This is a genomic window from Candidatus Anaeroferrophillus wilburensis, from assembly GCA_016934315.1.
GTDB classification, from domain to species: Bacteria; Desulfobacterota; Anaeroferrophillalia; order Anaeroferrophillales; family Anaeroferrophillaceae; genus Anaeroferrophillus; species Anaeroferrophillus wilburensis.
On record JAFGSY010000025.1, the window covers coordinates 90,468 to 104,735 of the forward strand.

Genomic DNA, 14,268 nt, shown 5'->3' on the forward strand with positions numbered 1-14,268 from the left:
CGCTTTACCAAAGGCACGTTTGCAATCAACCTTGCAATAAATTCTTGACCGCCTGTTCCGGATCACCGCTGGCCAATACGGCCCGGATCACCGCGATTGAGCTGACCCCTGTCTTCCGGACCATCCCGATGGTCCGGGTATCAATGCCACCAATGGCCACTACCGGCAGATCAACGGCCGCCAACACTTCACGTAAACCATCGACTCCCACCACCGGATCGGGGTTTTCTTTACTTGGGGTCGGGAAAATAGGACCAAAACCAATATAATCAGCCCCTTCAGCCACCGCCGCCCGCGCCTGCGCCAATGAATGGGTCGAGCGGCCAATGGGCAGGTGATTACCGACTATCTTCCGGGCCTCAGCAATGGGTAGATCATGCTGCCCCAGATGCAGGCCATCGGCACCGGCCAACACGGCAATATCCGGACGGTCATTGACAATAAACGGAATGCCGGCCGACGCGCACACTCCTCTGAGCTGTCGGGCGCGCTGCAAAAAAAGATGATCATCACCACGCTTCTGCCGCAGTTGCAGCATGTGAAGACCGGCGGCAGCGGCCAGCTTGAGATCTGCCAAAAAATCATCGCCGGCATAAAACTGCTCATCAGCCACCAGGTAAAGGCCACCGGGCCGCTGGGGAGGAAACCAGGATCGCACTACACTCAGACGCAATCCCCATACCTCCTGTTCGAGGGTATAGAGAGAGAAGCGGAGAGCTTTTGCCCCTTGGGAGACTGATGGTTCGTTGATGCTCTTGGCATACTCCTCAATCACCCGGGCCGCCTCCTGGCCCCGCTTGAGATTGGCAACCGCCACTGCTCTGGTGTCGGGCCGCAGCGCTTCTGTGGAGCTGAACGTGCTGCTGCCAATGTCGGCATCCGCCTGGCGTGCTTCGAGGCATCGCTGCTGCAACGCCAAGGGAAAAAGGTTCTGCAGCTGATGGCGCAGATCTTTAAGCTGTGCAAACACCCGATTATTATCAACCAGGCGGCAATAGTCCTCCACCACTCGCAACCCTTCACGCAACCGATTCAGGTTGGCATCAAGGAGGCGAAAAACAGACTGGTTACTAGTCGGCATTGAGACGTTCAATAATCACCTGGGCTACCCGCTCGCCTGAAAGCAGCATACCACCGAACACCGGCCCCATCCGGTTGGCGCCAAAGGTGGCATTGGCAGCCATTCCGGCGACAAAGGTTCCCGGATAGACCTCCTTGGTACAATCGACCGTTGCCTTTTCCGCAACTTCAGCCCAGAGAGACTTTTCACCCATGATTTTTCCGGTTTCGGTCAGCAGATCAAAACCGGCTTTCCGCTGAATAACATCAATAACCTCGGCCGGGTGGCCGGTGGCATCAATAACGTATTTACTTTTGACCACTAAGGGATCCACATGAAGTCCAGCCATTTCCACCGGCGACCAGTTCAGCACCAGACCGCAGACCCGATTATCACGAACCATGACATCTTCAACACTGAACAGATTGAAAATGGTGGCGCCTGCCTTGCAGGCCTTGGCCAGCAGCACAGCCACCGATTCTATGGAGCTGGCGGTGTAGTAACCGGGAGCATATTCTTGGTAGCCGATACCGAACTCATCCAGAATTCTGACCCCTTCCTCCTGGACGACGATCTCATTAAACATCATCCCACCGCCCCACATACCACCGCCAATACTGAGCTTCCGCTCATACATGGCCACTTTCTTGCCGGCTTTGGCCAGGTAATAGGCAGCCACCAATCCCGATGGACCGCCGCCGACAATAGCAACGTCAATCTCAAGATGGTCCACCAGCTTCTGGTGATATCGATCGATAATGGCCCGGGAAATCAAAACTTCATCAAGTGCCATACTAGTATCCTTTCTTTTTTGCGAGGCGCCAAAGCCGTTCATTGGCTCCTTGAACAAACCGCATCCAATTGGTTTCGGGCGGCAAACCGCCCCGCTCACATGACTACAACGGGGGAGGGTTCCCCCTCCCCCGTCATCAGCAACCATTCTTCCTAAACAATGAATAAACTACTCAACCGTTTCTTCCCGCACATCACCCAGCTCTTCAATAATATCATTGGCAGGAAGCAGGATATCATCCTCATCTTCCTCTACCTCAACATAGTCCGGCTGGTCGGCGGCAAGCCGCATCTTCTGGAACTTCCGTCCACCGGTGCCGGCCGGGATCAAACGCCCCATGATAACGTTTTCCTTCAAACCAATCAGGTAATCAGCCTTGCCCTCAATGCTGGCCTGCGTCAGAACCTTGGTGGTTTCCTGGAATGATGCTGCCGAAATAAAACTTTCCGTACTCAAGGAAGCCTTGGTAATCCCCAAAAAGAGTGGCTCACCAACCGCCGCCTGCCCGCCTTCACCAATGATTTTCTGGTTTTCCTCCTCAAAAACAACTTTTTCAACGCTTTCATCCATCAGGAAGCGGCTATCACCGGGATCAACTATTTTTACCCGACGGAGCATCTGACGGACAATGACTTCAATATGCTTGTCGTTGATCCGCACCCCCTGGAGACGATACACTTCCTGCACTTCGTTCACCAGATATTTGGCCAGTTCCTTCAAACCAAGAACTCTGAGAATATCATGGGGATTGGTCGGCCCGTCAACCAGGGGTTCACCAGCCATAACGCGGTCGCCGTCATGGACAATAACATACTTCCCCTTCGGTATCAGGTATTCCGTCAGTTCGCCTACATCCGGGGTCACCACTATCTTTCGTTTTCCCTTGGTCATTTTGCCGAAGGAGACAATCCCCTCAACTTCGGAGATAACGGCAAACTCCTTTGGTTTACGGGCTTCGAACAACTCGGCAACCCGGGGCAGACCACCGGTAATATCCTTGGTCTTTGTTGTTGCCCGGGGGATATTGGCAATGACATCTCCGGCAACCACCTCATCCCCTTCACTTTTCAGGATATGGACACCATCGGAAAGCTGGTAACGGGCCATACTTTTCCCACCCTCCAGTTTGATGGTCTTATTATGTTCATCCTTAATGGATATCCGGGGCCTCAGGTTGGGATCCTTTGGTTCAATAACCACTCGCCTGGACAACCCGGTCAGGCTGTCGATCAGCTCCTTCACCGTTATTCCTTCGAGCAAATCACCGTACTTGATGGTTCCTGATACGGCGGTGATAATCGGAATGGTGAACGGATCCCAGTCAGCAAGCAACCGCCCCATTTTGACCTGCTCCCCGTCATTAACATGGAGACGGGCCCCCAGCGTCAGCCGGTTCCGCTCTTTTTTCCGGCCGTCCGCATCAATGATGGCCAGCTCACCATTGCGATTCAGTACCACCAGTGAGCCATCACGGTTACGTACCGTTTCCAGATTGATAAAGTTGACCACCCCATCGGTTTTAGCCTCCAAGGTTGACTGCTCCGCCTTTCGGCTGGCCGTACCACCAATATGAAAGGTCCGCATGGTCAGCTGCGTACCCGGCTCACCAATGGACTGTGCGGCAACCACACCAACCGCCTCACCAATGCTCACCGTACGCCCGCGGGCCAGATCCCGGCCATAGCACAGGGCGCAAATACCCCGCTTTGCCTGGCAGGTCAGCACCGATCTGATTTTCACCCGATCAATACCAGCGTCCTCAATTTGCTGCGCCAAGTCTTCGGTTATTTCCTGGTTGGCGGCCACGATGGTCTCACCACTGAAAGGTGAAACGATATCATCCAAAGCCACCCGGCCAAGAACACGGTCAACCATCCGTTCAATAATTTCACCACCTTCGGTAAGCGACGAAACATAAATACCGTCCAACGTACCGCAATCCTGCTCAAAAATAACCGCATCCTGGGCCACATCCACCAATCTCCTGGTCAGATAACCGGAATTAGCCGTTTTCAGGGCAGTATCTGCCAGACCTTTACGGGCCCCATGGGTGGAGATAAAATACTGCAGGACGTTCAGCCCTTCACGGAAGTTGGCAATAATCGGGTTTTCAATAATATCGCCCGAAGGTTTGGCCATCAACCCGCGCATTCCAGCCAATTGGCGAATCTGCTGCTGGTTACCACGGGCTCCCGAATCGGCCATCATATAGATGGAATTGAACGATTTAATCTCCCACTCGACATTGTGCTCATCCAGCACCGTTTCCTTGGACAGCTGGTCCATCATTTCACCGGCCAGCTGGTCGGTGGTCATGGACCACAGGTCAACCACCTTATTATAGCGCTCACCGGAGGTGATGAGACCATCGGTATACTGCTCGTCAATACCCCGAACTTGGTCATAGGCCTTGTCAATCATCGCCACTTTCTTTTCAGGAATCTTCAGGTCGTCGACACAGATGGAAATTGCCGCCTGGGTGGCGATTTTATAGCCCAGATCTTTGGTCTGGTCGGCGAAAATGACCGTTTTCTTATCGCCAACCGTAAGGTAGATATGCTCAAAAAGATTGGACAACGTCTTTTTGTCCATGACCTTGTTGTAGCGGGAGAATGGTATTTCCTCAGGGACAACTTCCCTGAAAAGGATGCGACCGACGGTTGTCTCGACCAAGTCACCATCAAGCATGACTTTAATGGGTGCCTGCAGGTGGACAGCCCCGGCATCATAGGCCATCCGGACCTCGTCGGCACCGGCAAACGTCTTGCCGGCCCCCTTTGAAAAAGGCCGTTCCCTGGTCAACCAATAGAGGCCGAGAACAATATCCTGGGTCGGAACAATTATCGGCTTGCCATTGGCCGGCGAAAGGATGTTGTTGGTGGACATCATCAGCACCCGGGCTTCCACCTGAGCTTCAACCGACAGGGGCACATGGACAGCCATCTGGTCACCATCAAAGTCGGCATTGAAAGCAGTACAAACCAATGGATGCAGCCTGATGGCTTTGCCCTCGGTTAATACCGGCTCAAAAGCCTGAATCCCCAGGCGATGTAGGGTGGGAGCCCGGTTAAGCATCACCGGATGTTCGGTAATCACCTCTTCCAACAGATCCCAGGCCTCGGATTTTTCCTGTTCCACCATCTTCTTGGCGCTTTTGATGGTGGCCACATGCCCCCGCTCCAGCAGTTTACTGTAGATAAAGGGTTTAAACAGCTCCAGGGCCATTTTTTTCGGCAACCCGCACTGGTGCAGGCGCAGCTCCGGCCCCACAACAATGACGGAACGACCGGAATAATCCACCCGCTTGCCGAGCAGATTCTGGCGGAACCTCCCCTGCTTGCCCTTGAGCATATCACTGAGTGATTTAAGTGGCCGTTTATTCGCTCCGGTTATGGCTCGCCCCCGCCGCCCGTTATCGAAGAGCGCATCAACCGATTCCTGCAGCATCCTTTTTTCATTACAGATGATAATCCAAGGGGCTTTCAGATCAATCAGCCTCTTCAGCCGGTTATTACGGTTAATAACCCGGCGATAGAGGTCGTTCAAATCAGAGGTGGCAAACCGTCCGCCATCAAGGGGAACCAGCGGCCGCAGATCAGGAGGCAGAACCGGGATCACATCAAGGATCATCCACTCGGGTCGGTTGCCCGATTTGCGAAAATCCTCCAACACTTTGAGACGCTTGGCAATCTTCTTTTTCTTGGCCTCCGAACCGGTTTCCGCCATTTCGGTGCGCAGTAGCTCCCGCTCCCCCTCCACATCAACCGCGGAAAGCATGCTTTTGATCGCTTCGGCACCGATACCGCAGGTAAACCCGTCATTATGCTCATCCTGCAGGCGCCGGTAACGGTCCTCGGTCAGCAACTCGCCATAGGTGAGCGGGGTTTCTCCGGGATCGATAACCACGTAGCTTTCAAAATAGAGTACTTTCTCCACATCCCGCTGGGTCATGTCCAGAACCAGCCCGATGCGGCTTGGCAGACTCTTCAAAAACCAGATGTGGGCCACTGGTGAGGCCAGTTCGATATGCCCCATCCGTGAACGCCGAACTTTTGACTGGATAACTTCCACGCCGCATTTTTCACAGACAATGCCGCGATGCTTCATCCGCTTATATTTACCACAATTGCATTCATAATCCTTGACCGGGCCAAAGATCTTGGCACAGAACAAGCCATCCCGCTCCGGTTTAAAAGTCCGGTAATTGACCGTTTCCGGTTTTTTCACCTCACCGAACGACCATTCCCGGATTTTTTCCGGCGAAGCCAGTTTAATCCGTATGGCAGAAAAATCCAGCGAGTTCTTGGGTTTTTCAAAAAAGCTCAGAATATCTCTCATCAGTCCTCCACATTAGGCACCCAGTGGGAAGCATCCCCCTGTCTCAGGATCAAACTTCCTTTTCTTCCAGATCAACATCAAGGCACAAACTTTGTAATTCCTTGACCAATACATTGAATGATTCCGGAAGGCCGGACTCCAATTCATTTCTGCCTTTCACTATGGCTTCATACATCCTCGTCCGACCGGCAACATCATCGGACTTCACCGTCAGCAGCTCCTGCAGCGAGTATGATGCCCCATATGCTTCCAGAGCCCAAACTTCCATTTCACCCAGACGCTGGCCGCCGAACTGGGCCTTGCCGCCCAGAGGCTGTTGCGTCACCAGCGAATAGGGACCAATGGAGCGAGCATGCATCTTGTCGTCAACCAAATGGTGAAGTTTGAGAATGTACATATAGCCGACCGTCACCGGCCGATCAAAGGGTTCGCCGGTGCGTCCGTCATAGAGAGTAACCTGGCCGGATTCCGGCAAACCGGCCTCCCGCAGACAGGATTTAATCTCATCCTCGCTGGCACCGTCAAAGACCTGCGTTGCCATGGGAACAAACTTGGATACCTTGGCGGCCAGCCGGCGAATGTCATCATCATTCATCCTGGCAATGGCAGCGCACACCGTTTGATCAAAACGATAAACCGCTTCCAGCTTTTGGCGCAATTTATCCGGCGCATAATGCTCCTCAAGATAGGCACTTATCTGACTGCCCAACGACTTGGCGGCCCAGCCCAGATGGGTCTCAAGGATCTGGCCGACATTCATCCGGGAGGGAACCCCCAGAGGATTCAAGACAATATCAACGCTGGTGCCATCAGCCTGATACGGCATGTCTTCGGTGGGTACAATTTTGGAAAGCACCCCTTTATTCCCATGGCGACCGGACATCTTGTCACCTACCGACAGTTTCCGCTTAATGGCCACATACACCTTGACCATTTTGTTGACGCCGGGAGGCAACTCATCACCACGCCTGATGTTTTCAATCTTTTCTTCCAAGGTCTGGGACAGCTGCGCCAGCCGCTCATCAAGAAAATCAATCAGTTGGTTGATTTTCTCCTCAATCCGGGCAGCATTTTTAACCGCCACATTACGGCACAGACTGTATGAAATGCCAACCAGCATTTCTGCCGTCAGATTGGTGTTGCGCGGCAGGAGTACCTCACCTTTATGGCCGAGAAGATCGGTCAGCAACGTCTGCCCCGCCAGCAGCTCCCTAATCTTCTTGTTAACACTGTCACGGACAATATCACTTTCTTCCTGGATGGCTTTCCGGGTGGCAGCTATTTCCCTTTCCCGGTCTTCCTCACCATCATCGAGGATACCAAACCCTTTGCGGGCAAAGGTTTTGGTATCAATGACCACTCCCTTGACACCGGGTGACACCCGCAGGGAGGTATCACGGACCTCGCCGGCTTTTTCACCAAAAATAGCCCGCAGGAGCTTTTCTTCCGGAGACAGCTGGGTTTCGCCTTTGGGGGTAATTTTCCCCACCAGGATATCACCGGGATTGACATGGGCTCCGATATGAATGATGCCATCCTCATCAAGACTGGCAAGGGCCTCATCACCGACGTTGGGAATATCCCTGGTTATCTCTTCCGGCCCCAGTTTGGTGTCCCGGGAAACCACCTCAAACACTTCGATATGGATGGAGGTAAACTTGTCCTCACGAATCATCCGCTCATTGATAAGGATTGAATCCTCGTAGTTATAGCCACCCCAGGGCATAAAGGCAACCATGACATTCTGCCCGAGGGCCAATTCTCCCTGATCCATCGAAGGGCCATCGGCAAGCACCTCGCCGGCACGAACCAAATCGTTATTGCGTACCAGGGGAACATGGTTAAAGCAGGTATTCTGGTTGGAACGCCAGAATTTGATCAATGGATAGATATCAACACCCACATCCTGGGCTTCGTCATCGGCTATACTGCGGACCACTATCTTAGTGGCATCAACATATTCCACCACCCCGTCACGCTTAGCAACAATGGCAATACCGGAATCCCGGGCGACCCGGCTTTCCATCCCGGTACCTACCATGGGTGCCTCCGCTAACAGCAGGGGCACCGCCTGACGCTGCATATTTGACCCCATCAGAGCCCGGTTGGCATCATCGTGTTCCAGAAAAGGAATCAGGGAAGCTGCAACGCTGACCAGCTGTTTCGGCGATACATCCATATAGTTGATCTCTTCGGGTCTGAGCATCATGAACTCGCCGGATTTTCTGGCGGACACCAGCTCATTGATAAATTCTCCCGTTTCGCTGAGCGGTGCATTGGCCTGGGCGATGGTCTGCCCATCTTCATCCATAGCATAGAGGTAACGGATCTCTTCCGTTACCTTGCCGTCTTTGACCACCCGATAGGGTGTTTCCACAAAACCGAAATCATTGATCCGGGCATAGGTGCTGAGGGAGGAGATCAAACCAATGTTGGGACCTTCAGGGGTCTCAATGGGGCAAACCCGCCCATAGTGAGTCGGATGCACATCACGCACTTCAAATCCGGCCCGCTCCCGGGTCAGTCCGCCGGGTCCCAGAGCACTGAGACGGCGTTTATGGGTAATCTCAGACAAGGGGTTGGTCTGATCCATAAACTGCGATAACTGGCTGCTGCCGAAGAACTCCTTGATGGCGGCCGCGACCGGTTTTGAGTTGATCAGATCATGGGGCATGGCCGTATCGATTTCCTGCAGGCTCATCCGCTCACGGATCGATTTTTCCATCCGCACCAAGCCGATCCGATACTGATTTTCCACCAATTCACCAACCGTCCGCACCCGGCGATTGCCAAGGTGGTCAATATCATCAATCACCCCCTTGCCATTACGCAAGGCAAGCAAATAGCGAACAATAGCGATAATATCTTCTTTGGTAAGTGTTTTGCAATCCAGGGGCTGTTCCGTTTCCAGCTTGTGATTGATCTTCAGCCGGCCAACCCGGGACAAGTCATAGCGTTCGGGATTGAAGAACAGGTTGTGAAACAATGACGCGGCCGTTTCGATCGTCGGCGGTTCTCCAGGGCGCAGCCGGCGATAGATCTCCAGCATCGCCTTCTCGACTTCCATCTCTTTTTCGCTTTTGCCCTCCTTGGCGGCCTGTTCCCGCTCCTCGGCGGCCAGCACGATCTTGTCCATCAACAGGGTATCACGCAGAAACGAGCCGACATTGATATTATCAATGAACAGCAGTTCGAACCTGTTCACCGAGGAGGCCCGCAACATCTCCAGCTTGTCGGCACTCATCTCCTGGTTGCACTCAATCAGCACCTCACCGGTATCCTGATCGATGATATCATGCGACACAAACGTTCCCAAAACCTCCTCTTCAGGAATGGGGATGCGGGTTACCTCAGCAGTTTTCATCCTCTTAAAAGCTGTCCGGTTAACCTTGCGGCCCTTTTTCAACAACACTTCACCGGTCTCAGGATGGACAATATCAAACTGGCATTTATACCCACCTGACAGGTCATAGTTGTCATAGTTGATCAGGCGGAAAAAATCGTTACCTTCCCTGACGATGGTCAGGCTGTCATAAAAGAGATTGAGCAGCTCTTCAGTAGAATAACCCAGGGCTCGCAGGAGGATGGTCGCCGGCAGCTTCCGCCGCCGGTCAATCCGGACATGGATAATATCTTTGCTGTCAAACTCAAAATCTATCCAGGAACCCCGGTAGGGAATCACCCTGGCACTGAAGAGGGGCATACCGCTGACCGTGCTCTTGCTGCCTTCCTGGGCAAAAAACACCCCCGGCGACCGGTGCAGCTGACTGACAATAACCCTTTCAGTACCATTGATAATGAAAGTTCCACGCCCGGTCATCTGGGGAATTTCACCAAAATAAACTTCCTGCTCTTTGATGTCCCTGATCGAGCGGTTGTCACTTTCATCATCAAGGTCCCAGATAATCAACCTGATTTTAACCTTGATGGGAAAAGCATAGGTCAGCCCTTTGAGCATGCATTCCTGCTCGCTGTAGCGTGGTTTTCCCAAACTATAGCTGACAAACTCAATGGAGGAGGTGCCATAGAAGTCCTTGATGGGGAAAACACTTTTAAAAACCCCCTGCAGGCCGATATCCTGACGTTGATCATCAGGGATATCCATCTGCAAAAAACGCTGGTAGGAAACCAGCTGAATATCAAGGAGGAAGGGAAGGTCAACACCTTCTTTAATGGAAGCAAAATTGTTTCGGTAACGGGGGATATTGGCTCTCGGAGATACCATAGAACAACTTACCTCTTATCGATGGTTAGCGGCTGGGATACGGTGCCTTTAGCAACTGGAAGGTAGCACGCGTAAGAATATAACAAACAGCAGGACTGGAAATTCCATCACCTAAACAGACAGGTGATGGCAAAGGAATAAAACAGCGCAAGGGATAGGGGAAAATCCCCTACCCCTCACCACTGTAGCAACTACCAAGAAATAACTTATTTAACTTCTGCCGTACCGCCGGCTTCTTCAATCTTTTTAACCAGTTGGTCGGCTTCATCTTTTGCCACTGCTTCTTTGAGCGGCTTCGGAGCTTCTTCAACCAGCGCCTTGGCTTCTTTCAGTCCCAGGCCGGTAATTTCACGTACCACTTTGATAACCTGAATTTTCTTGTCGCCAAAACCAGTCAGGATAACATCAAATTCGGTCTGCTCTTCCGCCGGGGCGGCAGCTGCGGCCGCCGGCATGGCAGCCATCGCCATGGGAGCGGCGGCTGAAACGCCGAACTTTTCCTCAAGCTCTTTCACCAGCTCTGAAAGTTCAAGAACTGTCATATTTTCAATAAATGCTATTACATCGTTTTTGGTAATGTCAGCCATGAGATACTCCTCTCCAGTGGATAAACAATTTTTTCATTTCAACTGTTTTCATTATAATTGAAAGCAATGCATTTCCTTACGCCTGTTCTTTGGCCTCCTGCACTGCACTTAAAACCTGCACCAATGATCTGACCACACCGCTCAGAACGTTTACCAAACCGCCGGGGACAGCATTCATCGTCCCCAATACCTGGGCCAGCAGAACTTCTCTGCCGGGCAGCGACGCCAGGTGAGAGATGTCCGCCACACTCAGCACCGTACCACCCAGAACGCCACCTTTAATCTCCAGTTTGCTTTCTTTTTCAGCAAATTCAACCAGAGTTTTGGCAGCCGCTGCCGGGTCATCAAAGACCAGGGCCATGGCATTGGGCCCCTGCAACTGTTCCTTGCAGTTTTCAATAATCGTTCCCTGGGCGGCTATTTTCGCCAGGGTATTCTTGATTACCCGGTATTCACTACCCTGCGCCCCCAAACGATTACGCAAATCTGAAATCTTTTCAACATCAAGTCCACGGTAATCGGTCAGAAAAGCTGCTTGCGCCTTGGCAAACTGGGTTGAAAGATATTCAACCATGGCTTGCTTATCCGATTTATCCACGCACTCACCTCCTTTTCAATAAGGTTTAGGTAGCCAAAGGAGTGGAGTATCCATACACTACACCTTCCGCATCAAGGATCAGCAGAAGAATAAACGGAACGCCTCGGCAGGCTATTAAGCTCCCGGGTCATAGCACCCGGCAGCACCTGCGGTCTTTGGCTACAATACTCCGTTATAATTTCAGGCTGGCAAGGTCGACGTCGACCCCAGGCCCCATGGTGGATGAAATGGTTATCGCCTTCATGTAGACCCCCTTGCTGGAGGAAGGCTTCATTCTATTGAGCAGTTCAATCAGGGCCTTGGCGTTATCTTCCAGCTGCTCGGCGGCAAAGGATACTTTGCCCAACGGCGCATGGATAATGCCGGCCTTCTCCACTCTGAAATCAACTTTACCCGCCTTGATATCCTGCACCGCCTTGGCAACATCAAAGGTGACCGTACCAACCTTGGGGTTCGGCATCAAACCGCGGGGTCCGAGAACCCGGCCGAGCTTACCCACAACACCCATCATGTCGGGAGTGGCAACCGCTTTATCAAAGTCCAGCCAGCCTTCACTGATCTTCTGGGCCAGGTCATCGGCACCGACTTCGTCCGCACCAGCATCACGGGCTTCCTTCTCTTTTTCCCCTTTAGCAAAAACCACCACCCGGACCGTCTTCCCCGTTCCATGGGGAAGGAGCACCGCGCCCCGAACCATCTGGTCCGCCTGACGGGGGTCAACTCCCAGTCGAATGGCCACATCAACGGTTTCGTCAAATTTTGCCGGGGCCAGCTCCTTGACCAGGGAAAAAGCATCGATCAGGGAGTATTTCTGCAAGTGCTCTACCTTGGCTTTACTCGCCAGGTATTTTTTTCCTCGTTTAGCCATCACTTTCTACCTTTATCTGACAATGAGCCTGTCATTGCCTCAATGTTCGGACTATTTAACCTCAATCCCCATACTTCGCGCCGAACCCTCAATTATTTTCCTTGCCGCCTCAAGGGTTGTAGCATTCAGATCGGGCATTTTCAACTGGGCAATCTCCTCAACCTGGGCTTTCGTGACCTTGCCAATCTTCTTTTTATTCGGCTCGCTTGACCCTTTTTCAACCTTGGCAGCCTTTTTCAGCAGATCAGACGCCGGCGGGGTCTTGGTAATGAAGCTGAAGGAACGGTCAGCATACACCGTGATGACCACCGGGATAATCATGCCTTGCTGCTGCTGCGTTTTAGCATTGAAGGCCTTGCAAAACTCCATAATATTGACACCATGCTGCCCCAGCGCCGGTCCTACAGGGGGAGACGGGTTCGCCGAGCCGGCCGGTATCTGCAGCTTGATTAAACCAATAACTTTTTTTGCCATAGTGATTCTCCCACGAAATGACGGCCACCTCTCTGGGCCGTCACCATAAAGCTTTCTGCGTCAACCGCACTTGTCAGCCTAGATCTTCTCAATCTGGCCAAATTCAATCTCAATGGGAGTCGGCCGGCCGAAAATACTGACCAGCACCCGAACCTTCCCTTTATCAAGCAGGATGTCATCCACTGAGCCGGTGAAATTGGCAAAAGGTCCCTCGGTAACCCGAACATTCTCACCAACTTCAAAATCGATTTTGGGCTTCGGCTTCATCTCCCCCTCGGCTATCCGGTTCAACAGGGTCTGGGCCTCCTCCTCAGAGATCGATCGAGGGGCCCGTCCGCCGCCGACGAAGCCGGTAACCTTCGGGGTATCCTTTACCACATGCCAGGTTTCATCATTAAGCTCCATTTTCACCAGTACATAGCCGGGAAAAAACTTACGATGAGAGGTCCTTTTCTTGCCCTTGACCATCTCAATAACCTGTTCAGTGGGCACTACCACCTCATCAAAACAGCTCTCCATATGATAGAGTTTAATCCGCTCTTCCAGAGACTGTTTAACCTTATTCTCATACCCTGAATAGGCATGGATGACATACCACTTTTTTGTCATGGAGCCTTCATGAACCTTCATTCTTTATCAACAGCCGGGGAATCCGGCCAGACCTCACCTTATGCACCAAGAACCAGCTTTACCACCTTGGAAAGCCCGAGATCAGCAACGCCTAGGAACAACGAAATAAGGAATACAAAGAGCAGCACTACCCAGGTCAACCCCATCGTTTCTTTGCGGCCGGGCCATGTTACTTTCTTCAGTTCCGCTTTGGAATCCTGAAGATACTGGGTAAATTCAACAATATTCTCTTTTATTTCAGCCACGTTATATCCTCTTGATAATTCGCCCACCGGGCCCTTGGTTCGCCAATTCGCACCCGTAAACATGGCAGGCCAGGAGGGATTCGAACCCCCAACACCCGGATTTGGAGTCCGGTGCTCTAGCCGTTAGAGCTACTGGCCTGAACAATAACAAAAAACCCCTGTCTGAATACTCAGAACACTGAACAGGGGCTACTTGCTTTCCTTGTGCAACGTATGCGTTTGACAAAAACGGCAGTATTTCTTTACCTGCAACTTTTCGGGATTTTGTTTTTTATTTCTTGTCGTGGTATAATTACGCCTTTTACAATCACCACAAGTCAGTATAATCAAGTCTCGCATAATACCACCATCAGCTCGGTCAAACGTTATTCAATAATCTCGCTGACGACCCCGGCACCAACAGTCCGGCCGCCTTCACGGATCGCAAAACGCAGCCCATCCTCCATGGCA

12 protein-coding genes and 1 tRNA gene are annotated in these 14,268 nt (G+C 52.2%); all 13 read right to left on the reverse strand.

Features of this window, described 5'->3' with window-relative positions:
* Positions 1-25: 25 nt before the first annotated feature.
* The gene (thiE, locus tag JXO50_06220) at positions 26-1,081 is read right to left on the reverse strand and encodes a thiamine phosphate synthase (protein ID MBN2332685.1); all 1,056 of its coding nucleotides are present in this window, start codon (positions 1,079-1,081) and stop codon (positions 26-28) included.
* A complete protein-coding gene (locus JXO50_06225; GenBank protein MBN2332686.1) occupies positions 1,071-1,853 on the reverse strand; it encodes a thiazole biosynthesis protein in 783 nt (260 codons plus the stop codon). Before JXO50_06225 ends, thiE begins: the two co-directional genes overlap by 11 nt.
* Before the next feature lie 168 nt (positions 1,854-2,021).
* The gene (gene rpoC / locus JXO50_06230) at positions 2,022-6,191 is read right to left on the reverse strand and encodes a DNA-directed RNA polymerase subunit beta' (GenBank protein MBN2332687.1); all 4,170 of its coding nucleotides are present in this window, start codon (positions 6,189-6,191) and stop codon (positions 2,022-2,024) included.
* Between the two features lie 49 nt (positions 6,192-6,240).
* Positions 6,241-10,416 carry a DNA-directed RNA polymerase subunit beta gene (gene rpoB / locus JXO50_06235; GenBank protein ID MBN2332688.1) on the reverse strand — a complete coding sequence of 1,392 codons (4,176 nt, stop codon included), beginning with the start codon at positions 10,414-10,416 and terminating at the stop codon, positions 6,241-6,243.
* 206 nt (positions 10,417-10,622) lie between these two features.
* Positions 10,623-10,994, reverse strand: coding sequence for a 50S ribosomal protein L7/L12 (rplL, locus tag JXO50_06240; protein ID MBN2332689.1), 372 nt, complete (start codon positions 10,992-10,994; stop codon positions 10,623-10,625).
* 85 nt (positions 10,995-11,079) lie between these two features.
* Positions 11,080-11,601, reverse strand: a complete 522-nt coding sequence (rplJ, locus tag JXO50_06245) for a 50S ribosomal protein L10 (GenBank protein MBN2332690.1) — start codon at positions 11,599-11,601, stop codon at positions 11,080-11,082.
* A 172-nt stretch (positions 11,602-11,773) separates the two neighbouring features.
* The gene (locus JXO50_06250) at positions 11,774-12,469 is read right to left on the reverse strand and encodes a 50S ribosomal protein L1 (protein MBN2332691.1); all 696 of its coding nucleotides are present in this window, start codon (positions 12,467-12,469) and stop codon (positions 11,774-11,776) included.
* Between the two features lie 51 nt (positions 12,470-12,520).
* Entirely contained in the window at positions 12,521-12,943 is a 423-nt protein-coding gene (gene rplK / locus JXO50_06255) for a 50S ribosomal protein L11 (GenBank protein ID MBN2332692.1), read from the reverse strand.
* Positions 12,944-13,021: 78 nt separating this feature from the next.
* Entirely contained in the window at positions 13,022-13,552 is a 531-nt protein-coding gene (gene nusG / locus JXO50_06260) for a transcription termination/antitermination protein NusG (protein ID MBN2332693.1), read from the reverse strand.
* 59 nt (positions 13,553-13,611) lie between these two features.
* Positions 13,612-13,818, reverse strand: a complete 207-nt coding sequence (secE, locus tag JXO50_06265) for a preprotein translocase subunit SecE (GenBank protein ID MBN2332694.1) — start codon at positions 13,816-13,818, stop codon at positions 13,612-13,614.
* A gap of 62 nt (positions 13,819-13,880) precedes the next feature.
* Positions 13,881-13,957: transfer RNA gene (locus JXO50_06270), tRNA-Trp, on the reverse strand.
* 50 nt (positions 13,958-14,007) lie between these two features.
* Positions 14,008-14,160: a 50S ribosomal protein L33 gene (rpmG, locus tag JXO50_06275; GenBank protein MBN2332695.1), complete on the reverse strand. Its 153-nt coding sequence runs from the start codon at positions 14,158-14,160 to the stop codon at positions 14,008-14,010.
* A gap of 23 nt (positions 14,161-14,183) precedes the next feature.
* The coding region (locus tag JXO50_06280) for an elongation factor Tu (protein MBN2332696.1) at positions 14,184-14,268 on the reverse strand (85 nt) is incomplete at its 5' end.

Bases quoted from the DNA above. Each gene is read 5' to 3' on its own strand.
- thiE (MBN2332685.1), bottom strand. From the start codon at position 1,081: ATGCCGACTAGTAACCAGTCTGTTTTTCGCCTCCTTGATGCCAACCTG.
- JXO50_06225 (MBN2332686.1), bottom strand. From the start codon at position 1,853: ATGGCACTTGATGAAGTTTTGATTTCCCGGGCCATTATCGATCGATAT.
- rpoC (MBN2332687.1), bottom strand. From the start codon at position 6,191: ATGAGAGATATTCTGAGCTTTTTTGAAAAACCCAAGAACTCGCTGGAT.
- rpoB (MBN2332688.1), bottom strand. From the start codon at position 10,416: ATGGTATCTCCGAGAGCCAATATCCCCCGTTACCGAAACAATTTTGCT.
- JXO50_06250 (MBN2332691.1), bottom strand. From the start codon at position 12,469: ATGGCTAAACGAGGAAAAAAATACCTGGCGAGTAAAGCCAAGGTAGAG.
- rplK (MBN2332692.1), bottom strand. From the start codon at position 12,943: ATGGCAAAAAAAGTTATTGGTTTAATCAAGCTGCAGATACCGGCCGGC.
- nusG (MBN2332693.1), bottom strand. From the start codon at position 13,552: ATGACAAAAAAGTGGTATGTCATCCATGCCTATTCAGGGTATGAGAAT.